Here is a 20,343-nt window from a genome sequence, read left to right as displayed (position 1 = left end):
CGGCGGGGTGGGCCGAGACACGGCGGGCGGGGACGGGACGGTTCATCCCTCACGGAGCGTGAGGTGACAACCGTTTTCTTCTGGCACTCCGAGCGGCTGCCCGGCGCGGCGGGGGTGCGCCGTACGAGGGCCCGGCCAACCCCCGCAACCAGCATCGTGGTGGACGGAGCCCTTACTGTGCAACCGATTCGACGCAGTTCGGCACAGTCCAATTTTCGGCGGCCGGGCTGCCGTACCCTGTCCGCCGCACGGCGGGACGCCCCTCGCGCGCTCCCGGGCGGAGGGGTGGGGGCGACTACGGTCCGTAGTAGTGCGGGGCCGGGGGCGCACAGGTGTACGTCGGGGGCGGTCGGCGCGGGCGGTGCCGACCCGGGCGGTGCGGCGGCCCGGACCTGGCGTCCCAGGACCCGGCCGCCGCACCCCCATTGGTCAGTCGTGACCGGAGGCTGTCCCCTGCCGACCGGTCACTGCACCCGCGCACGGTCCCACGGCGGGCCGCGCCCGGTCTGGCCGGGGGCGGCGGCGCCACGCGCGCGAGTGGACTGAGGTGAGATCCACGCGTGGTTCGGTGCCCGTGCCGGGCGGCCCGAACCTGGGGGGTGCGAGACGCTCGTACGGTCGTCCGGTGCAACGATCCGCCGCACCGCGGGGTCACGGGACGGCGGGACGGCAACTGGGTGAAGCCACAGTCTTCCGGCCGCCCGGTAGACTCAAGTGCAGACACCCACACCAGTCGCCACCACCCTGACCAGGGGCGTGCTGCGCGCTGTACCTCTCGATACCGCTGCCGGAAGGCCGTCCGTGTCCTCTGCTATCCCCGACAAGAACGCACACGAGCTCGACACCGTCCTGGTCGTCGACTTCGGTGCCCAGTACGCCCAGCTCATCGCCCGTCGGGTGCGTGAGGCGCGGGTCTACAGCGAGATCGTGCCGAGCACCATGCCGGTCGCAGAGATGCTCGCCAAGAACCCGAAGGCGATCATCCTCTCCGGTGGCCCGTCCTCGGTCTACGAGGAGGGCGCACCGCAGCTCGACCGCGCCATCTTCGAGGCCGGTGTGCCGGTCTTCGGGATGTGCTACGGCTTCCAGCTGATGGCCGTCACCCTCGGCGGCACGGTGGACAACACCGGTGCCCGCGAGTACGGCCGCACCCCGCTGGCGGTCTCCAAGACCGGCTCCACCCTGTTCGAGGGCACCCCGGCGCAGCAGTCGGTCTGGATGTCGCACGGCGACGCCTGCTCGGCCGCCCCCGAGGGCTTCACCGTCACCGCGTCCACCGACGTGGTCCCGGTCGCCGCCTTCGAGAACGACGAGAAGAAGCTCTACGGCGTCCAGTACCACCCCGAGGTGCTGCACTCCGACCACGGCCAGCAGGTGCTGGAGCACTTCCTGTACCGCGGCGCCGGGATCGCCCCGACCTGGACCACCACCAACGTGGTCGACGAGCAGGTCGCGCTGATCCGCGAGCAGGTCGGCACCAAGCGCGCCATCTGCGGCCTCTCCGGCGGCGTGGACTCCGCGGTCGCGGCCGCGCTCGTCCAGAAGGCCATCGGCTCGCAGCTCACCTGCGTCTACGTCGACCACGGTCTGATGCGCAAGGGCGAGACCGAGCAGGTCGAGAAGGACTTCGTCGCCGCGACCGGCGTCCAGCTGAAGGTCGTGGACGCGCAGGAACGCTTCTTGACCGCGCTCGCCGGGGTCAGCGACCCCGAGGAGAAGCGCAAGATCATCGGCCGCGAGTTCATCCGGGTCTTCGAGCAGGCCCAGGCGGAGATCATCGCCGAGGCCGGCGCCTCGGGCGAGCCGGTCGAGTTCCTGGTGCAGGGCACCCTCTACCCGGACGTGGTCGAGTCCGGCGGCGGCACCGGCACCGCGAACATCAAGTCGCACCACAACGTCGGCGGCCTGCCCGAGGACCTCGAGTTCCAGCTGGTCGAGCCGCTGCGCCAGCTGTTCAAGGACGAGGTCCGGATGGTCGGCCAGGAGCTCGGCCTGCCGGAGGAGATCGTCCAGCGCCAGCCCTTCCCGGGCCCGGGTCTGGGTATCCGGATCGTCGGCGAGGTCACCAAGGAGCGCCTGGACCTGCTCCGCGAGGCCGACGCCATCGCCCGCGAGGAGCTGACCGCGGCCGGTCTGGACCGCGAGATCTGGCAGTGCCCGGTGGTCCTGCTCGCGGACGTCCGCAGCGTCGGCGTCCAGGGCGACGGCCGCACCTACGGCCACCCGATCGTGCTGCGCCCGGTCTCCTCCGAGGACGCCATGACGGCCGACTGGTCGCGTCTGCCCTACGACGTGCTGGCCCGGATCTCCACCCGGATCACCAACGAGGTCCGCGACGTGAACCGCGTCGTGCTGGATTGCACCAGCAAGCCGCCGGGCACCATCGAGTGGGAGTAGTCTCCCCCGGCTCCGAACGGCCGCGCCGCCGCATCCGTATCCACGGGAGCGGCGGCGCGGCCGTCTGTTGTGCGGGCGGTAGCCGGGAAAGCCGTGCGAAACAGGGCAGAATCGGACCGGACCTGTCAGCAGTTGGCGGGCAGTGAACAAAGGGGTCGGCATGGCGGCGACGCACGACGGACCGGAACAGTCGGGCAGAGCCGAGCGGTTGGCAGAGCTGCGGGCGGCGGCCGCCCGGTACGCCCTGCTGCCGCTGCGGATCTTCCTCGGACTCACCTTCGTCTACGCGGCCGTCGACAAGCTCGCCGACTCGCACTACCTGGCGGGGGCCGGTGACGCGGCCTCCTTCTACGCCCAGACCAGGGCGGTCAGGTCCTCCAGCCCGGTCGGCTTCCTGCTCGGCCCCGCCCTGCACGCGCCCACCTTCTTCGCCCTGCTCATCGCCTTCGGCGAACTGGCCGTCGGGCTCGGCACGCTCTTCGGGCTCTGGGGCCGGCTGGCGGCGCTCGGCGGCTCGCTGATCAGTCTCGTCCTCGCCCTGACCGTCAGCTGGAACGTCACGCCGTACTACCTCGGCAACGACGTCGCCTACCTGATGGCCTGGACCCCGTTGCTGCTGGCCGGGACGCCGTACCTGTCGATCGACGGCTACCTCATCCGGCGGGCCGAGCGCGACCGGGAGCGCGGCCTGGTCGAAGGGCAGGTCCACCGGCGCTCCCTGATGGACGGCGGGATCGCGGCCGTCGCGCTCGGCGGGGGCGGGCTGCTCGCCGGGTCCCTGACGGCCACCTTCGGGCGCCCCGGGAAGACCGCCACGGCCACCCCCGGCACCCCGGGCACCACCGCCCCGGCAGCGCCGGCACCCTCGCCGGCCGCGAGCGGGAAGGTGTCGGTCGCCGTCTCGGCCGTCCCGGTCGGGGGATCGGCCCAGGTCGCCGACCCGTCGAGCGGTGACGCCGTCTACATCGTGCAGCCCAAGGCGGGCCAGTACTGCGGCCTCTCCGCGGTCTGCACCCACTCCGGCTGCACCGTCAACGCCCCCAAGGGCGGACAGCTGTACTGCCCCTGCCACGGCTCGCGCTTCGACGCGGCGACCGGCGCGGTGATCAACGGACCGGCGACCAAGCCGCTGCCCAGGTACACCGTCACCAGGACCGGCGACCGGCTGGACCTCGGGCCCGCCCAGGGCTGAACCGCCCCGAGGGCGCGGGCCCGGGGCGTCACCTGTCCGGCGAGTTCGAACGGCCGCGGCGGGACATCGCGGTGACCGCGCCGGCCAGGCCCGCCGCACCGAGGACGATCAGGGCCACCGGGATGACGATCCGTCCGTTGACCGAGCGGTCGTTGAGCGAGGCCACCAGATAGAGGCCCGCGATCGCGGTGAACAGCGCTCCCGCGATCAGCGAGAAGGGGTCGAGTCGGTGCTTCCTCATGCCTGCTCCACCTGAACGTCTCCGAATCCGACCTCAACCGTCAGGTCCAGCGTCCCCTTGGACGCCTGGCCGTTGGACGGATGGATCGCGAACTCCCGGTTGTTGCCGACGCCGGAGTCGGCCTCGCCGTTCGGGGTCTGGATGTTGCCCGCGGCGTTGCGCACGGTGAGACGCACCTCCACGTCGGACGGGACGGACACGCGCAGGTCGCCCGCACCCAGCCGGACGGTGGTGTCGAGCGTGCCGCCCGCCGGGTCGAGCCCGCTCAGGTCGAGCTGGGCGTCACCGGCTCCCAGCGAGTACTCGCTCCGCAGCTCGGACACCGAGGTCGGGGCCCAGGTGCGGTTGCCGAAGGCCGAGTCGACGGTGGCGTTCGAGCCGGAGAGCCCGGCCAGCAGGACGGTGAGCGCCAGCGCGGGGACGACCAGCCCGCGCGCCCGGCCGAACTTCGCCGCGACCAGCATCGCCACGCCCAGGCCCAGCAGCGCCGCTGCCAGCACGGTGGAGATCCGTACCGTCGTGCCGTCGGCATAGGGGACCGCCCAGGCCAGTGTGCCCGCGCCGATCGCGAGCAGCAGCCCCAGCGGGCCGACGAAGGAGCGGTGCCGCTTCGGCCGGGCCACCGCGGCCGTGCCCGCCGAAGCGCCGGCCGCCGTGCCGGACTTGCGCAGCGGATCGCCCTCCGGCAGGTCGGCGCGCTGCCACCACGCCTGTGCGGGCGCGCCGGGCGCCAGGGGTGCCCCGGGCGACGACGGGTGCGCCGCGTACGGGTTGCGCTCCGGGTGACGCGGGTCCCACAGGTAGCCCGACGGGCCGGGGGGCGGGGTGTCCGCCGGTACGGTGCCCGCGGCGCGGGCCCGGGCGTGCTGCTCGTGCGCCGTCCGGAGGCTCTCGTCGGCCGGGGCGCGGTCCTCGGGGCCGTCGGCCGGCCGGCTCTCCTTGGAGAGGTTGACCCGCAGCCTGCTGTCCCAGTCGGCCTTGCGCTGGTCCCACTCGGCCTTGCGGCCGTCCCAGCTCGCCTTCTGCTCGTCCCAGTTGGCCTTGTAGGCGTCCCAGCTGGCCCGGTAGCCGTCCCAGTCGCCCTTGTGCTGCTCCCAGCCGGTCCTCAGGTCCCGGGCGACCTGCTGTCCCCAGTCCGACCAGTCGCGGTGTCCGTCCGGCGGGTCGATCAGGCGGTCGTACGGACCGTGGGGGTGGTCGCGCCCGCCCCCCTTGGCGCGCCGGCGCCGCTCGGGGTCGTAGCGGACCGCCATGAAGATCATTCCGCCCAGCAGCAGGAACGGGAACATCTGCCCGCCGTCGCCCATCGAGGAGAAGAACACCCCGGTGCCGATCACGGTCAGCAGCGCCGCGCCGATCGACTGCCCGTCCACCCGGCCGGTCAGCACCCGCTGCAGTTCGGTCCGGCCGGGCTGCCCCTCGACCGGCTCCCTCGGAACGATCAGCCAGGCCAGCCCGTACAGGAAGAGCCCGAGCCCGCCGGAGAGGCAGAGCACCGCGGTGACCACCCGGAAGACCACCGGGTCGATGTCCAGATGCCGGCCGAGCCCTCCGCACACGCCGGCCACCACGCGGTGGCTGTCGCTGCGGGTCAGCGGGGGCCGCTGCTCCGGTCGGGGGGCGGCGGTGTCCTGCGCCGCTGTGCTCTGCTCGTCCGTCATGTCCTCCATCCTCCTGGTCGCGGCAGCCGAGCCCAACCGGGAACGGCCCGGTGCGGACCCTGATCTCTCCCTGAGACGCAGCTCGGGGACGTACCCTGATGCGCGTGGACGCGCAAACGTGTGACCATCGGTGGCGTGGCAGCACCCGGTACCGACCCCAAGCCCCTCGTCCCTGACAGCCCGTCACCGGCGGGGCCCGATCCGACCGCACACGACCCGCAGCGCCCGCCGTTCCGCAAGCTGTACCGCAGCCCGAACGGGCGGATGCTCGGCGGCGTCGCCCACGGGCTCGCGGTGCACCTGGGACTGCCGGTCGCCTGGGTCAGGGCGGCGTTCATCCTGCTGTTCTTCGCCCAGGGCATAGGCGGGCTGCTCTACGCGGCGTTCTGGTTCGTGGTGCCGATCGGGATCGGCGAGCCCGCGCGGGGAGGCACCCAGTGGGTCTACCGCAACGGCACCTTCGTCCCCGCCGAGGGCGGTGTCGGCGAACTCCGCAAGAGCGGCCCGCACCGGCTCGGCCGGCTGCGCGAGCTCCTCCAGCGCACCTTCCACGGCGAACCCGCCGAGGCCGACGGGGCGCCGGCCGGGGCGCCGGCCCTCGCGGCGGGGGGCGGCCGGGGCGGCCTGGGGCAGCTGTTCGCCCTGCTGCTGCTGGTGGTCGGCATCATGGCGCTGCTCAGCGCCCTGCACATCCAGACCGCCAAGCCGTACGTCTGGCCGCTGCTCACCGTCGGCGTCGGCGTCGCCCTGGTCTGGCGGCAGGCCGACGACTCGCGCTGGCAGCGCTGGTTCGGCCTGGAGGGCACCAAGCGGCGGGCCGCGTACACCCGGGTCGGTGCCGGTGTGCTGCTGGTGGTGGTCGGCATCGTCGGCTTCCTGCTCCTGCAGGACAGCGACTCCACCCTGTCCGCCGTGATCGAGGCCTCGGTCGCCGTGCTGGCCGGTGTGCTGGTGCTGGTCGGCCCGTACGTGCTGCGGATGTGGCAGGACCTCGGCGCCGAGCGGACCGCGCGCATCCGGGCCCAGGAGCGGGCCGAGATCGCCGCCCACATCCACGACTCCGTCCTGCACGCCCTGACGCTCATTCAGCGCCGCGCCGAGGACCCCAAGGAGGTGCTGCGCCTCGCCCGCGCCCAGGAGCGCGAACTGCGCCTGTGGCTCTACCGTCCGGAGGCCGCCGCGGAGGCCGCGCCCGACACCCTGGCCGAGCGGATCCGCGAGGTCGTCGCCGAGGTCGAGGACCGGCACGGCGTGGCCGTGGAGCTGGTCTGCGTCGGCGACTGCCCGATGGACGACCGGATCGCGGCGCAGATGCAGGCCGCGAGGGAGGCGATGGTCAACGCGGCCAAGTACGGTGGCGGGGGACCGGTCCAGGTGTACGCAGAGGTGGAGGGGAGGACGGTGTCGGTGTTCGTCCGCGACCACGGCCCCGGCTTCGACCCGGACACCGTGCCCGAGGACCGGATGGGCGTACGGGAGTCGATCATCGGCCGGATGAAGCGCAACGGCGGCACCGCACGGGTGCGGCCCGCGCCGGACGGCGGTACCGAGGTCGAGCTGGAGATGGAGAGAGCTGATGACTGACGCTGCACCGGAGCGGGTGGCGAGGGTCGTCCTGGTGGACGACCACCGGATGTTCCGCACGGGGGTCCGGGCCGAGATCGGCCGGACGGAGATCACCGGCATCGACGTGGTCGGCGAGGCGGACGACGTCGAGTCGGCCGTGCAGGTCGTCGCCGAGCAGCGGCCGGACGTGGTGCTGCTCGACGTCCACCTGCCCGGTGGCGGCGGTGTGGAGGTGCTGCGGCGCTCGGCCCCGCTGATGGGCGACCCGAGCGGGGTGCGCTTCCTCGCGCTGTCGGTCTCGGACGCCGCCGAGGACGTGATCGGCGTGATCCGCGGCGGCGCGCGCGGGTACGTCACCAAGACCATCACCGGCACCGACCTGGTCAACGCGGTCTTCCGGATCGCCGACGGCGACGCGGTCTTCTCGCCGCGGCTGGCCGGTTTCGTCCTGGACGCCTTCGCCGCCACCGACACCCCGCCGGTGGACGAGGACCTGGACCGCCTCACCCAGCGCGAGCGCGAGGTGCTGCGGCTGATCGCGCGCGGCTACGCGTACAAGGAGATCGCCAAGCAGCTGTTCATCTCGGTCAAGACCGTGGAGAGCCACGTCTCGGCGGTGCTGCGCAAGCTCCAGCTGAGCAACCGTCACGAGCTGACCCGCTGGGCCACGGCACGCCGGCTGGTCTGACGCACGGCCGGGAGCGGGCGGTCCCCAAAAGCGCACGGCTGCGCCTCTGGGGACCGCCCGCTCCCGGTGGCCGACCGTCATCCCCCGGACCGGGGCCGCGGGGTCGGGCCGGGGGCGGACCTGGTGTCGAGGGTCTTCAGGAGGCGGCGGCCCAGGCGCTGTCCCAGCAGTTCGACCAGGCGGTGCGTCAGGTCGCTGAGCAGCAGGACGGCCGCCAGGAAGATCAGCGCGGGGACGAACCTGCCCGGACCGTGGTGCGGGAAGGCGTCCTGGGGGATCAGCCGGTCGACCGCGTGCAGGACCGGGATGTGGACCACGTACACGGAGTAGCTGATCGCGCCGAGCCAGGTCGGCACGCGCGGGAAGCGGCGGTCGCGCAGCAGCATGCCGAGGCCGAAGGTGGCCCAGGCGGCGGCGTAGGGGAGCGAGAAACCCTCCCAGCCGGAGGTCCAGGTGCGGCAGAAGGCGTCGCCGTGGTCGTACAGGACACCGGCCAGGACGCCTGACACCAGGACGAAGCCGCAGCACAGCAGGCCCTGCAAGCGGTCGAGTTGGCCGCGCTCGATGCGGTGGACCGCGGTGCCGGCGAACATCGTCGCCAGGATCGTCATCGACTCGAAGAAGGTCGACCTGGCGTTGAGGAACAGCAGCACCGCCCCGAGCCCGCCCAGCACCAGCGAGCCGAGCCGGGGCGGCCCGGCGCAGAGCGTCCACATCGCGCCCAGCGCGCTCGGCCCGTTCAGCATCTCGTGCAGCAGCAGGACGTTGGCGAGCGAGGAGCGCAGCGGGTGGTCCAGTACGACGTCGGGCACGGCGGAGTGCGCGCGCGGCAGGACCAGCAGTGCGACCGTGATGACCACGATGAGCAGCGGATAGATCCGGCCGATCCAGAAACCCCGGACATCGCCGCGCCGTTCCAGTGAGGCGGGAACAATGTAACCGCTGACCAGGAAGAACAGCATGACGGCGGATATACCGAGATCGAACTTGCGGTTAATTGTTCCCCCGTAAGGGAGCAGGTGGATCAACCCGAAATGGTGTACGGCGACCAGCAGGGCTGCCACGCCCCTGAGTGCGTCCAACCAGCCCATGGGCAGGACCGGTTGGCCTGTCGGCGGCTTGACGGCGCCGCCGACGGGTTTGGCAGGATGCTGTTCGATTACGGTCACGGTCCGGAGGCCGGCCCAAGCCTTCGCATCAGTACACCGATTGCCTGTTCGCTTGACGCCGGGCACAATCCTTCACCGTCGGGGGAGTGAACGGGACCGATTTCTTCCGGGGCCATAATGGGTGCGCCCTCGCGTATGCGGACGGATTCGGAGTGCGCCGCGCGAAGACCCGATCCCAGCCCGCCCGTTACCGGCCCGAACGACGGAGCACGATGCCAGACACCTCGGTCGAAGACGGTGCGCGCACACCGGTGGCGGTGGCCGCTCCGGGCGCGCCGCGCCAGGCTCCGCCGGGCCCCGGCCACCGCCCGCTCGGCCGGTCGCTCGACCGACTGGGCGCCGCGGCCCGTTACGCGGCGCCCGCCCTGCTCGGCTACGCGGCGGTCAGGGCGGTCGGGCTGGCGCTGCTGGCGCTGTGGGACGTCAGGCACGGCACCGGCAGCCTGCACCGGCTGAGCACGATGTGGGACGCGTACTGGTACCAGGACATCGCCGTGCACGGCTACGCCGGCTCCAAGCCCGTCCCCGGACCGTACGGCCCCTACCAGGCGTACGCGTTCTTCCCGGTCTACCCGATGCTGGTCAAGCTGGCCTGGTGGCTGCTGCCGCTGCCGGTCAACTACGCCGCGCTGCTGGTGGCCTGGGCCGGTGCGGTGCTCGCGGCCTGGGGGATCTTCGCGGTGGCCGCCAGGCTGTACGGCCGGCGGACGGGGGTGATCGCGGCCGTGCTGTGGGGGGTGACCCCGTACGCCGTGGTGGAGAACATGGCGTACTCCGAGCTGGTGTTCACCGCCTTCGCGGCCTGGTCGATGTACGCGGCGGTGACGCACCGCTGGCTCTGGGCCGGGACGTTCAGCACGCTGGCCGGGCTGACCAGGCCGACCGGAGTGGCCGTCGCGGCGGCGGTCGGCCTCGGGGCGCTCGGCACGCTCGTGGCGCACCGGTGGCACCACCGCCGGTCCCGCGCGGGGCAGTCGGCCGGTGCCGGGTCGGCGGCGGCCGGGTCGATGGGTGCCGGGTCTGTATGGTGGCGGCCGGTGCTCGGGGCGGCGATCGCGCCGCTCGGCTTCGTCGGGTTCGTCGGCTGGGTGGGGGTGCAGAAGGGCCGCTGGGACGGGTACTTCAAGGTCCAGGAGGCCTGGCAGTCCCAGTTCGACTTCGGCCGCTCCACCTACTGGGTGCTCCGGTCCATGCTGGTGAACGCCGGGCCGGTCTGGCTGACCGACGTGGTGGTGGCCGGGACGCTCGCGGCGTCGGTGCTGCTCTTCGCGGTCTGCGTGCTGCAGCGGCAGCCGCCGACCCTGCTGGTGTTCAGCGCGATGATGTTGCTGCTGGCGCTCGGTGACGCGGCGTACTTCAACTCCCGCGCCCGCTTCCTGCTTCCGGCCTTCGCGCTGCTGCTGCCACTGGCCGCCGGACTGGCCAGGCTGCGGACCAGGGGGGCGGCGGCGGCCGTCCTGGGCTTCGCCGCGCTCTGCTCCGCCGCCTACGGCGGCTATGTCGTCTTCGTCTACACCAACTCGCCGTGACGGACCAGCGGTTGATGCGCATGCTGATGAGAACCACAGTGAGGGGAAGCCTGCGATGACGGTGAGTGCGACGGGGACCGTACCGATAGCCGGGCGGGCGCCCGGCCACGCGCCGGGCGCCCGCCGTCCGGCTGTCGGTCGCCTCCACTGGCTCTTCTGCGCCCTGCTCACCCTGGCGATCGGGGTCTACGGCAGCTGGCGTCCGGTCCTGTGGCGCGACGAACTGGTCAGCCTGAGCGCTGCCCACCGGAGTACCGGCCAGCTGTTCGGCATGCTCGGCCACGTCGACGCGGTCACCGGCGCCTACTACCTGCTGATGCACTACTGGATCGCGCTGTTCGGCGACTCGCTGACCGTCGTGCGACTGCCCTCGGCACTGGCGATGGCCGGTGCGGCGGCGTTCGTCGCGCTGACCGGCGAGCGGCTGTTCGGGCGGCGTGCCGGGATGGTGGCCGGATCGCTGTTCGCGCTGGTGCCGTCCGTCTCCCGGTACGCCCAGGAGATGCGCGGGTACGCCGTCGTGGTGCTCGCGGTGTCGGCGGCGACCTGGCTGCTGCTGCGCGCGCTGGAGCGGCCCCGGCCGCTGCGCTGGGCCGCGTACGGCTGCGCGGTGACCGTCGCCGGGATGTTCCACATGATCTCGCTGGTGTTCCTGGCCGCGCACGGGCTGGTCGTGCTCGGCCGCTGGTGGCGGCAGCGCCGGCACCCCGCACTGGTGGGCTTCGTGCTCGCGGCGGCGGCCGGACTGCTGCCGGTGGTGCCGCTCGCGCTGCTCGGCCGCCGGCAGGTCGGGCGTCAGCTGGGGTGGCTGTCCTCGCCCGATGTGCAGTACGTGGCCGACTTCTTCTGGCGCTCGCTGTTCGGGTCCGCCGCGGTGAGCCTGCTGATGCTGGCCCTCGCCGTGCTGCCGCTGGCCTGGCCGGCCGGGCGGCGGTACGCGGTCGAGATCGGGCTGATGGCGGTGCTACCGATCGTGCTGATCTGGCTGATATCGCAGGGCTCGACCGCGTACTTCCTGGACCGCTACCTGCTGTTCACCCTGCCGGCCTGGGCCGTCCTGGCCGGAGCCGGACTGACCGCGCTGCGGCCGAGCCTGCTGGCGCCGCTCGGGCTGGTCGTGGTCCTGCTGGCCGGGGCGCACGACCAGTTCGACAGCCGCCGGCAGTTCGCGCGGGAGAACTGGGACGCCGGGTCGGCCGCCAAGGTGATCGCCGACGGCTACCGGCCGGGCGACGGCATCGTGGCGCTGCGGGGCAGCACGCTCGCGTACCTCCAGGTGGACACCGCGCTGCACTACTACCTGCCGGACCGGGTCAAGCTGAAGGACGTCCTGGTGGCGCGCAGTGCGGAGGCCGCCGGTGACATCTACCCGCAGCTGTGCACGGACCCCGTCCCCTGCATCGGCGACACCTCCCGGGTGTGGGTGGTCGCCACCGGCTCCTCGGTGGACAAGCCGCTGGAGGAGTACGACCCGCCGCAGGCCGAGGCGCTGACCAGACTCTTCCCCAAGCGCACGGTGACGGCTGTGCCGGGGATGGTCGTGACGCTGCTGGAGCGGTGAACCGGAGCGGTGAACCACGGGCCGGGACAGGCCGGAGGGGGCCGGAGGGGCCGGGAGGGTTGGCCCGGTTGGCCCGATCTGGCAGGTCAGGCAGGCCGGACGGCTCCGGCGAAGGGCATGGCGTCCACGGACTCGTAGCGGACCGGCGCGCCCGGGCGCGGGGCGTGGATCATGCGGCCGTTTCCGGCGTAGAGGCCGACATGACTGATGCCCGAGTAGAAGAACACCAGGTCGCCGGGGTGTAGTTGACCGCGTCCGACCCGGGGGGCGGCGACGATCTGGGCATAGGTGGTGCGCGGCAGCGAGACCCCTGCGGACTGCCAGGCGGCCTGGACCAGGCCGGAACAGTCGTAGGCGTCCGGGCCGGTGGCTCCCCAGACGTAGGGCTTGCCGAGCTGGGACCGGGCGAAGGCGATCGCGGCGGCGGCCCGGGCCGACGCCGTTCCGTCGGCCGGGAGCGGCGCATCGTCGGCCCCCGGGGTCGCGGCGGCGGCACCGGTGTCCGGCGTGGTGCCGGTGAGCTCGGCGAGCAGGGCCTGCGCCTGGGCCAGCTTCTGCTGGACGGTGGCCCGCTCGGCGGCCAGCTGCTGCTGGTGGCGGGTCAGCTCGGCCAGCCGGGACCGGGCCTCGGCGGTCTGCGCGTCCAGCGCGACCCGCTGCTGGCCGTACTGCTGGAGGGCCTGCTGCTCGATCGCGCCGGCCTGGTCGAGCATCCCGGCGCGCTGCAGGAACTGCTGCGGATCGTCGGCGAGGGCGAGCTGGAGGGCGGTGGACAGACCGCTGCTGCGGTACTGCTCGGCGGCGAGGGCACCGAGCCGGGCACGGGTGGCCTCGATCGCGGCGGCCTTGCGGGCCAGCTCGTCCTGGAGCCGCCCGACCTGCTGCTGGAGGGCGTCGGCCTGCTCCCTGGCACCGTCGTAGCGCTGGGTGGCCTGCTCGGCCTCACGGTAGAGCCCGTCCACCTGCGACCTGATCTGCGCGGCGGAGGGCGGCGGCGCGGCGTGGGCGGGAGCGGCGAGGGCGGTGACCGAGGCGGTCACCGAGACGGCGGCTCCGGTGGCCACCCCCGCCACCGTACGGGGGCGGAAGCGGCCGGGGCGGGGCTTTCTGTGCAACGCCATGGCGGCGTTCTCCTTTCGAGCCGGGCCACGGGCGGTGCAGGCGGTACCTGGTGCGGGTGGGACCTGGTGCGGGTGGGAACCCGCTGCGGACCGGCTTCGGAGCGGGACGCTAGTCGGCCGGTGGGGCCCGCCGGGCCGAGAGTCACGGCGCTGAGCGGACTTCTGCGGAAGTGACCGTTCCGCTGAGAACTCCTGATCAGAACGCTGTCGAACTGGTCGCGAACCGGTCGGGCCCCGGAGCGGTGGGATCGCACCCGGGGTTGTCGGCGCCGGGTCATAGACTCGAAGGGCCATGACTAGCCTCTTTGACGACCTCCCGCTCCCCGGTTTCGAGGCCCCTGCCGCCGGGTCGAAGCCGACCGCCGCCGAGCCGCCGCACGGCACCGATGAGCCGTACGAGCCCTACGAGCCGTACGACGAGGCGCCGTACGAGGGCGCCTCGTACGACGAGGCCCCGTACGAGGAGGCGCTCCCCGACGGGCTGTTCCAGACCGACTACGCAGCCGCCACCGAGCGTGACGCCTGGCACCGCAACGGCGCCGCCCGGACCGTGGTCGACCCGGCGCAGCTGCTGGAGGGGATGAACGACCCGCAGCGCGAGGCCGTGCTGCACGCGGGCTCCCCGCTGCTGATCGTGGCCGGCGCCGGCTCCGGCAAGACCCGGGTGCTGACCCACCGGATCGCCCACCTGCTGGGTGCGCGCGGGGTGCAGCCGGGCGAGATCCTGGCGATCACCTTCACCAACAAGGCGGCCGGCGAGATGCGCGAGCGCGTCGAGCAGCTGGTCGGCCCGCGCGCCCGCGCGATGTGGGTCTCCACCTTCCACAGTGCCTGTGTGCGGATCCTGCGCCGGGAGTCCAAGCTGCTGGGGTTCACCTCCAGCTTCTCCATCTACGACTCGGCCGACTCACAGCGGCTGATGTCCCTGGTCTGCCGCGACCTGGACCTGGACCCGAAGCAGTTCCCGCCGAAGTCCTTCACCTCGAAGATCAGCAACCTGAAGAACGAGCTGATCGACGAGGAGACCTACGCCGGCCAGGCCGCCAACCCGACGGAGCGGAAGCTGGCCGAGGCGTACACGCTCTACCAGCGGCGCCTGCGCGAGGCCAACGCGCTGGACTTCGACGACATCATCATGACCACGGTGAACCTGCTGCAGGCGTTCCCCGACGTCGCCGAGCACTACCGGCGCCGGTTCCGGCACATCCTGGTCGACGAGTACCAGGACACCAACCACGCCCAGTACATGCTGGTCCGCGAGCTCAGCGGCGGCGCGGTGGCCACCGCCCCCAAGCGGACCGTGGACGGCGACTGGGTCAACGAGGCCGCCGGGCGCCTGGCCCAGGTGCCGCCCGCCGAGCTCTGCGTGGTCGGTGACGCCGACCAGTCGATCTACGCCTTCCGCGGCGCCACGATCCGCAACATCCTCCAGTTCGAGGAGGACTACCCGAACGCCACCACCATCCTGCTGGAGCAGAACTACCGTTCCACGCAGACCATCCTCACCGCGGCCAACGCCGTCATCGAGCGCAACACCAACCGCCGCAAGAAGAACCTGTGGACGGCCGGCGAGGACGGCGAGAAGGTCGTCGGCTACGTCGCCGACGACGAGCACGGCGAGGCCCAGTTCATCGCCGACGAGATCGACCGGCTGACGGATGCGGACCACGCCCGCCCGGGCGATGTGGCGATCTTCTACCGCACCAACGCCCAGTCCCGCGTTTTCGAAGAGGTGTTCATCCGGGTCGGCCTGCCCTACAAGGTCGTCGGCGGAGTGCGCTTCTACGAGCGCAAGGAGGTCCGGGACGTCCTCGCCTACCTGCGGGTGCTGGCCAACCCCGAGGACACCGTGCCGCTGCGCCGGATCCTCAACGTGCCCAAGCGCGGCATCGGCGACCGCGCCGAGGCCATGATCGACGCACTGGCCGCACGCGAGCGGATCAGCTTCGCCCAGGCGCTGGTGCGGGTCGACGAGGCGTACGGGATGGCCGCGCGCTCGGCCAACGCGGTGAAGAAGTTCAACACGCTGATGGCCGGGCTGCGCCAGGTCGTCGAGTCAGGCGCCGGCCCGGCCGCCGTGCTGGAGGCGGTCCTGGAGGAGACCGGCTACCTGGCCGAGCTCCAGGCGTCCACCGACCCGCAGGACGAGACCCGGGTGGAGAACCTGCAGGAGCTGGCCTCCGTCGCCCTCGAGTACGAGCAGGACCCGGGCGAGCGGCCGGACGCCGACGACGAGGGCGCACCGCCGGTCGGCTCGCTCGCCGACTTCCTGGAGCGGGTCGCCCTGGTCGCCGACTCCGACCAGATCCCGGACGACGAGGACGGCGCGGGCGTCATCACGATGATGACCCTGCACACCGCCAAGGGCCTGGAGTTCCCGGTCGTCTTCCTGACCGGCATGGAGGACGGGATCTTCCCGCACATGCGCGCGCTCAACCAGGTCAAGGAGCTGGAGGAGGAGCGCCGGCTGGCGTACGTCGGACTGACCCGCGCCCGCCGACGCCTCTACCTCACCCGCTCGGTGCTGCGCAGCGCCTGGGGCCAGCCCTCGTACAACCCGGCCTCCCGCTTCCTGGAGGAGATCCCGGAGACGCTGGTGGAGTGGAAGCGGACGGGGGCGGCGTCGGCGCCGTCCTCGCGCGGCTTCTCGTCCTCCTCCCGGCCGTCGTCGTCCTCCTCGTCCTCGCGGTCGTCGTACGGTTCGTCGTCCTACGGTTCGTCGTCCTCGTCCTCGTCCTCGCGGACGGCCGCTGGTCCGAAGGCCGGTTGGGGGCAGTCGGCACGGCGGGTGGTCGAGCGCGAGGTGGTCGCGCTGGCGGTCGGTGACCGGGTCACCCACGACAGCTTCGGCCTCGGCACGGTGGTGGCCACCACGGGGCTGGGCGACAAGGCGCAGGCGACGATCGACTTCGGCGGTGCCGGACGCAAGCAACTGCTGCTGCGGTACGCGCCGGTGGAGAAGCTCTGACACCCTGATCCACCCCGGGGGCCGGCTCGCCCGGCCCCCGGCCTGTGGGGCCTCCGCGGCCTCTGCGGCCTGTGCGGTGAGGGCCGGCGCGGTGACGGTCCGGGTGGCGGCCCGCTCGCGGATGCGTGCCCGGGCACGGGCGGCGGCCCGGGAACCGGAACGGGGACCATCGGCTGTCATGGCTGCCGTGTGCCGTGGCTGCCTCGAAAGGTCGGAGGCCGGGTCGGAGGCCGGTGGATCGGAGACCGGTGGAACTGGGACCTGTGGATCTGGGGCCGGGGGAGAGCAGCCGAGACGGTAGTGCCTGCTGCACAGTGCGGACAGAACGCGCATCTCAGGAGGCGTGACGCCGGGTCGGGGGCTCCTCGGCTCCGGTGCCGCCCCGTTCCCCCGCCTCCAGCGCGAGCCGTACGGACTCGACCGCGCGCGGGTGCGAGGGCAGGCCGATGTGCCCGGTGCCCGCGATCAGCCGGTTGTCGGCGGCCAGGTCCGGGTGGCGCAGCCAGGCGTGCGGGCCGGGCAGGATCAGCTCGTCCAACTCGCCCCGGATGGCGGTGAATCGGGTGCGGCAGTCCGGGGCGGGCAGCCGCAGCTCGGACATCAGCGCACTGTTGGGCCGCAGTTGACGGGTGATCGGGAACGGGGTCGGGAGCAGGGCGGCGGTCGTCCCCTCGTGCGGGGTCGCCAGAGTGACCAGGGTGTCCACCAGGTCGTCCCCGCCGAGGCGTTGGACGTAGTACCTCGCGATCAGTCCGCCGAGGCTGTGACCGACCAGCGCGACCGGAGCGCCGCCGTGGGCCTGCCTGGCCCATTCGACGTGCCGGGCCAGCAGGACGGCGGCGGCGCGTACGTCCCTGGTCAGCGGGCTGTGGTTGAGGGCGTGCAGATGCGTCCAGCCGTGGCTGCCCAGGGCGCGGCGGAGCGGGGCGAAGACCGCGCGGTTGTCGATGAAACCGTGCAGCAGCAGGACCGGTCCGTGGTGCGCGGGCGCCGCCGCGTAGCGGCCGGGGCAGGGGCGTGGCCGCCGCTCCGGCGGAACGCCGGTCGGATAGCGGAGCAGGTGGCCGGCGAGGGCGGCGGCCTCCACGCCCGCACCACGGACGGTGTCGGCGGCCCGCTGGAACGGGATGGTCATTCGGCTCTCCCCGGCAGGGCTGCGCGGGTGCCCACGGGCCGGTCGGCGCCGGGGCGGGCGGTGCTCACACGGGCGGGTGCGACAGCGCCTGCCCGGGAGTCTGCAGTGCCCGGACGGCCGTGGGCAGTGCACATACGGGCGCGCGCAGTGCACACGGCGGCGCATGCGGTGCCGACCCGGGCGTGGACGGAGCACAACAGTGGGTACGCACCGCACGGAAGCGGGTATGTACGGGGGGACGGGTGGGTGGTGCTGTGATTTTCCCCTCCTCTTGACGGGCGAAACAGCCAACCGGCCCCGGTGGCGCTAACCTCCCCTCAGGTTCGTTATCGGTGGTTAACCGCGCGCGTCCGACCGTGTCGGCCGGTGTGGTGGACGACGTGGTCCAGGAGGCAGTGATGGGTGTGTCAGGGCCGATCCGTGTGGTGGTCGCCAAGCCGGGGCTGGACGGTCACGACCGCGGTGCCAAGGTCATCGCCCGGGCGCTGCGCGACGCCGGTATGGAGGTCATCTACACCGGCCTGCACCAGACACCGGAACAGGTCGTGGACACCGCGATCCAGGAGGACGCGGACGGCATCGGGCTGTCGATCCTCTCGGGCGCGCACATGACCCTGTGCGCGCGGGTCATCGAACTGCTCAAGGAGCGGGACGCCGCCGACATCAAGGTCTTCTGCGGCGGGATCATCCCGGACGACGACATCGCCGAGCTCAAGCGGATCGGCGTCGCCGACATCTTCACCCCGGGCACCCCGACCCGGGACGTGGTGGCCTGGGTCGAGGCCAACCTGCGCGCCGCCGGCTGAGGCGGACCGCAGCCATCGGGCACCGGGTGTTGTGGTGCCCGGTGCCCGGTGCCCGGTGCGTGGTGTGGTGGTGCGTGGTGCGTGGTGCGTGGTCGGGTGTCTCCGGGGCCGCCGCGGGTCGTGAGCCGGGCTGGTCCGGACCGCGGTTCGGACGTCATACGGTGAGTTCGGCCAGCATCGCCTCCCGGAAACGCAGTGTCGCGGCCAGCCGGTTGAAGGTGTCGGCCCAGGTGCTGTCCGGGGCGGTGCCGGACGCCAACGCCTCGACGGCCGGGGCGGTTTCGGGAGCGAGCGCGCGCTCGGTCATGCCCAGTACCCCGCTGTGGCTCCACGGGTAGGCCCCGGATCGGGCGGCGTGCTCAAGTGCCGCCACCACGGCGGTGCTCAGCGGCGGCGTCCACGGGGTGGCACAGGCGCCCAACAGCTGGAACGCCTCGCCGAGACCGTGGCTCTCGATGAACGCGGCCGTCCAGGCGGCCCGTTCGGCGGTCGGCAGGACGGCGAGCAGCTTGGCCGGTGCACCCGCCGCGCCACCCGCCCGGCCTGGCTGTGGAACTGGTCCGAGCAGGGCCCGCGCCCAGTCGGCGTGGTGCTGGCGGACGGCGGCCCGTGCCCACCCCTCGCGGAGGTCCTCGGCCCAACTGCCGACCTGAGTCGGGTAGTTGCTGCTTCCATCGGCGACGTTGGCGCCAGTTCCGGTGTCCGCTGCGCCGCCCGCTTCGGTGCCCGGCTCGGTGCCGCCCGGGGCGGCGTCGACGACGGGCAGCCGGAGCAGCTCCTCGGGGGTGAGGCCGGCGTCGGAGGTCCACAGGTCGAGCGGGGCCGCCGCGATGATCTCGCCGAACCACCAGGCCCGTTGGCCCCGCCCGGTGGGCGACTTGGGAGGTATGCCGTCCCGCTGCATCGCCGCGTCGCACTCGGCCGGGGGGCTGATGGCGAGCCGGAGGCAGTCGGTGCCGGCCGCCGGGCGGACCAGGCGCACGGCGACGCGGGCGCGCTCCGCCATCCGGGCGGCGAGTGCCGACCGGGGCAGGGTGGAGAGCAGTTCGGCGGCCGTGGCCCGGACGTTCTTGCTGCGGTCCGAGAGCGCGGCCTCCAGGAACGGTTCGTCGTGTGGCGAGAGGCCCTCCTGCAGGGCGTCCAGGAACAGCAGGCGGTCCTCGGCGCGCTCGGTGGACCAGGTGGAGCGCAGCAGGTCGAGGGCGGCGGCCGGGTCGCTGCGGCGGAGCCTGGTGAGGTGGGTGACCCGCTCGGCGAACAGGCCCTCCTGCCACAGCCGTTCCCCCGGATCGTCGGTGCTGCCCCGGCCGGTGGTGTTGCCCGGGTCGGTGGTGTGGCCTGAGCCGGCGGTGTTGCCCGGGTCGGTGGTGTGGCCTGAGCCGGCGGTGTTGCCCGAGCCGGTCGGGCCTGCGCAGTTTCCGTTGCCCGGCTCCACCGCGGTGCGGGTGACGAACCGCCAGTCCGGGTTCCGCCCGGCGAGCCAGCGGCCGAGCGGGCCGGCCAGCGCGACCGCATCGGGCCGCAGCTCGCTGCGGGCCCGGGCCACGTCCAGCAGCGCGGGGACGAGGGCGGCGGGTGCCCGGTAGCCGTGCTCCCGGGCGGTGGCGAGCCACTGCGGCAGCAGCTCGCCGAGGTTGGCGACCATGCCCGCGCTGCTCCGGCCGCCGACCAGGACGGCGAGGCGCCGGGCCGCTGCCTCGGGCAGCTCGCGGCGCGGGTCGGACACGGCCGGTTCGGGCAGCGGGTCGGCCTCGGTGGCCACCGCCCCTGCCCTGCGCCGGACGGTCTCCAGTGCGGCCAGCTCCAGCAGTGCGGTGGCGGCGTCGGTGCGGTCCACGGAGCGTGCGGCCCCGGTGAGCGCGGGCGATCCGGTCAGCTCGGGCAGCGGGCGGCGGTCGGTGCCGAGCATGGCGGTGGTCCGGAGTTCTTCCCAGCTGTCGCTGGCGGTCGTGAGAGCGGTCACTGGTCTGCTCCTCTGCTCGGGCGGGCGGGTCGGTCCGCGGCTGTGCGTGTGCTGCCGGCCGGATCGGGGACGTGGCGCGGGCCCCGCACGCTCCTCGGGCCGGACGGGATCGGGCCGGGCGGGATCGGGCCGGGCGGGATCGGGCCGGGCGGGATCGGGACGTGGGCCGCGCGGGGTGGGCGAACTCGGGCGGGCGGTTCGGTTGGCCCGGCCGGCTCCTTCGCGCCGCGTACGGCGGAGCGCGCCGACAGCGGGCGCCGCATGGCCCGGTGGAGTCCGTCGAGCCCGTCGGGTCGGGGGCGCCCGCCGGGTCGGGGCAGCCGTTCGAGCCTGACCGGCCTTTCGG

Annotated in this window: 14 protein-coding genes and 1 pseudogene; 9 read left to right on the top strand and 6 right to left on the bottom strand. The window is 73.1% G+C overall.

Annotation, left to right across the window (positions count from 1 at the left end; all coding sequences use genetic code 11):
- The first annotated feature begins 801 nt into the window (after positions 1 to 801).
- The 3 genes and pseudogenes from guaA to ACFC1R_RS00730 all read left to right on the top strand — a co-directional run bounded on the left by guaA (position 802) and on the right by ACFC1R_RS00730 (position 3,589).
- Positions 802 to 2,397 carry a glutamine-hydrolyzing GMP synthase gene (gene guaA, locus ACFC1R_RS00740; protein WP_375930534.1) on the top strand — a complete coding sequence of 532 codons (1,596 nt, stop codon included), beginning with the start codon at positions 802 to 804 and terminating at the stop codon, positions 2,395 to 2,397.
- A 160-nt stretch (positions 2,398 to 2,557) separates the two neighbouring features.
- Positions 2,558 to 3,070: pseudogene (locus ACFC1R_RS00735) on the top strand (DoxX family protein); the annotation flags it as partial.
- A 48-nt stretch (positions 3,071 to 3,118) separates the two neighbouring features.
- The gene (locus ACFC1R_RS00730; protein WP_375930897.1) at positions 3,119 to 3,589 is read left to right on the top strand and encodes a ubiquinol-cytochrome c reductase iron-sulfur subunit; all 471 of its coding nucleotides are present in this window, start codon (positions 3,119 to 3,121) and stop codon (positions 3,587 to 3,589) included.
- 28 nt (positions 3,590 to 3,617) lie between these two features.
- Here ACFC1R_RS00730 and ACFC1R_RS00725 read toward each other — a convergent pair whose 3' ends face one another.
- Together ACFC1R_RS00725 and ACFC1R_RS00720 are read right to left on the bottom strand one after the other, a co-directional pair.
- Positions 3,618 to 3,830, bottom strand: coding sequence for a hypothetical protein (locus ACFC1R_RS00725; protein WP_375930531.1), 213 nt, complete (start codon positions 3,828 to 3,830; stop codon positions 3,618 to 3,620).
- On the bottom strand, positions 3,827 to 5,491 hold the full coding sequence (locus tag ACFC1R_RS00720; protein WP_375930528.1) for a PspC domain-containing protein: 1,665 nt from the start codon (positions 5,489 to 5,491) through the stop codon (positions 3,827 to 3,829). The genes ACFC1R_RS00725 and ACFC1R_RS00720 overlap by 4 nt, the downstream gene beginning before the upstream one ends.
- A 264-nt stretch (positions 5,492 to 5,755) precedes the next feature.
- On the opposite strand from ACFC1R_RS00720, the gene ACFC1R_RS00715 reads away from it, so the two are divergent.
- Both ACFC1R_RS00715 and ACFC1R_RS00710 read left to right on the top strand, forming a co-directional pair.
- Positions 5,756 to 7,075, top strand: coding sequence for a PspC domain-containing protein (locus ACFC1R_RS00715; protein ID WP_375930894.1), 1,320 nt, complete (start codon positions 5,756 to 5,758; stop codon positions 7,073 to 7,075).
- Complete coding sequence (locus ACFC1R_RS00710; RefSeq protein ID WP_375930525.1) at positions 7,068 to 7,745, top strand: LuxR C-terminal-related transcriptional regulator; 678 nt, start codon at positions 7,068 to 7,070, stop codon at positions 7,743 to 7,745. Before ACFC1R_RS00715 ends, ACFC1R_RS00710 begins: the two co-directional genes overlap by 8 nt.
- Positions 7,746 to 7,822: 77 nt before the next feature.
- Here the strand turns inward: ACFC1R_RS00710 and ACFC1R_RS00705 are convergent, their stop codons facing one another.
- Positions 7,823 to 8,914: an acyltransferase family protein gene (locus ACFC1R_RS00705; RefSeq protein WP_375930522.1), complete on the bottom strand. Its 1,092-nt coding sequence runs from the start codon at positions 8,912 to 8,914 to the stop codon at positions 7,823 to 7,825.
- Positions 8,915 to 9,126: 212 nt separating this feature from the next.
- Between ACFC1R_RS00705 and ACFC1R_RS00700 the strand changes: the two genes are divergently transcribed.
- Complete coding sequence (locus ACFC1R_RS00700; protein ID WP_375930519.1) at positions 9,127 to 10,443, top strand: glycosyltransferase family 39 protein; 1,317 nt, start codon at positions 9,127 to 9,129, stop codon at positions 10,441 to 10,443.
- A gap of 55 nt (positions 10,444 to 10,498) precedes the next feature.
- Positions 10,499 to 12,004 carry a glycosyltransferase family 39 protein gene (locus ACFC1R_RS00695; RefSeq protein WP_375930516.1) on the top strand — a complete coding sequence of 502 codons (1,506 nt, stop codon included), beginning with the start codon at positions 10,499 to 10,501 and terminating at the stop codon, positions 12,002 to 12,004.
- Positions 12,005 to 12,090: 86 nt separating this feature from the next.
- Here the strand turns inward: ACFC1R_RS00695 and ACFC1R_RS00690 are convergent, their stop codons facing one another.
- Positions 12,091 to 13,125, bottom strand: a complete 1,035-nt coding sequence (locus tag ACFC1R_RS00690) for an NlpC/P60 family protein (protein WP_375930513.1) — start codon at positions 13,123 to 13,125, stop codon at positions 12,091 to 12,093.
- 292 nt (positions 13,126 to 13,417) lie between these two features.
- Here ACFC1R_RS00690 and pcrA point away from each other — a divergent pair, with 292 nt between their 5' ends.
- Positions 13,418 to 16,093 (top strand): DNA helicase PcrA, encoded by a 2,676-nt coding sequence (pcrA, locus tag ACFC1R_RS00685; RefSeq protein WP_375930510.1) that lies wholly within the window; start codon positions 13,418 to 13,420, stop codon positions 16,091 to 16,093.
- Positions 16,094 to 16,427: 334 nt separating this feature from the next.
- On the opposite strand, the gene ACFC1R_RS00680 is transcribed toward pcrA, so the two are convergent.
- The gene (locus ACFC1R_RS00680; protein ID WP_375930507.1) at positions 16,428 to 17,228 is read right to left on the bottom strand and encodes an esterase/lipase family protein; all 801 of its coding nucleotides are present in this window, start codon (positions 17,226 to 17,228) and stop codon (positions 16,428 to 16,430) included.
- Between the two features lie 398 nt (positions 17,229 to 17,626).
- Here ACFC1R_RS00680 and ACFC1R_RS00675 point away from each other — a divergent pair, with 398 nt between their 5' ends.
- Positions 17,627 to 18,034: a cobalamin B12-binding domain-containing protein gene (locus ACFC1R_RS00675; protein ID WP_045301369.1), complete on the top strand. Its 408-nt coding sequence runs from the start codon at positions 17,627 to 17,629 to the stop codon at positions 18,032 to 18,034.
- Between the two features lie 154 nt (positions 18,035 to 18,188).
- Here ACFC1R_RS00675 and ACFC1R_RS00670 read toward each other — a convergent pair whose 3' ends face one another.
- Complete coding sequence (locus tag ACFC1R_RS00670; RefSeq protein ID WP_375930504.1) at positions 18,189 to 19,997, bottom strand: DUF5691 domain-containing protein; 1,809 nt, start codon at positions 19,995 to 19,997, stop codon at positions 18,189 to 18,191.
- Positions 19,998 to 20,343 lie beyond the last annotated feature (346 nt).

Source organism: Kitasatospora sp. NPDC056138 (genome assembly GCF_042264695.1).
In the GTDB taxonomy this organism is placed as follows: domain Bacteria; phylum Actinomycetota; class Actinomycetes; order Streptomycetales; family Streptomycetaceae; genus Kitasatospora.
Note: the sequence above shows the minus strand (reverse complement) of the source record. Positions and strands in the feature narration are given on the sequence as shown.

Coding starts and splice junctions, on each gene's coding strand:
- ACFC1R_RS00730 (WP_375930897.1), top strand. CDS start 3,119: ATGGACGGCGGGATCGCGGCCGTCGCGCTCGGCGGGGGCGGGCTGCTC.
- ACFC1R_RS00725 (WP_375930531.1), bottom strand. CDS start 3,830: ATGAGGAAGCACCGACTCGACCCCTTCTCGCTGATCGCGGGAGCGCTG.
- ACFC1R_RS00720 (WP_375930528.1), bottom strand. CDS start 5,491: ATGACGGACGAGCAGAGCACAGCGGCGCAGGACACCGCCGCCCCCCGA.
- ACFC1R_RS00715 (WP_375930894.1), top strand. CDS start 5,756: ATGCTCGGCGGCGTCGCCCACGGGCTCGCGGTGCACCTGGGACTGCCG.
- ACFC1R_RS00710 (WP_375930525.1), top strand. CDS start 7,068: ATGACTGACGCTGCACCGGAGCGGGTGGCGAGGGTCGTCCTGGTGGAC.
- ACFC1R_RS00700 (WP_375930519.1), top strand. CDS start 9,127: ATGCCAGACACCTCGGTCGAAGACGGTGCGCGCACACCGGTGGCGGTG.
- ACFC1R_RS00695 (WP_375930516.1), top strand. CDS start 10,499: ATGACGGTGAGTGCGACGGGGACCGTACCGATAGCCGGGCGGGCGCCC.
- ACFC1R_RS00690 (WP_375930513.1), bottom strand. CDS start 13,125: ATGGCGTTGCACAGAAAGCCCCGCCCCGGCCGCTTCCGCCCCCGTACG.
- pcrA (WP_375930510.1), top strand. CDS start 13,418: ATGACTAGCCTCTTTGACGACCTCCCGCTCCCCGGTTTCGAGGCCCCT.
- ACFC1R_RS00680 (WP_375930507.1), bottom strand. CDS start 17,228: ATGACCATCCCGTTCCAGCGGGCCGCCGACACCGTCCGTGGTGCGGGC.
- ACFC1R_RS00675 (WP_045301369.1), top strand. CDS start 17,627: ATGGGTGTGTCAGGGCCGATCCGTGTGGTGGTCGCCAAGCCGGGGCTG.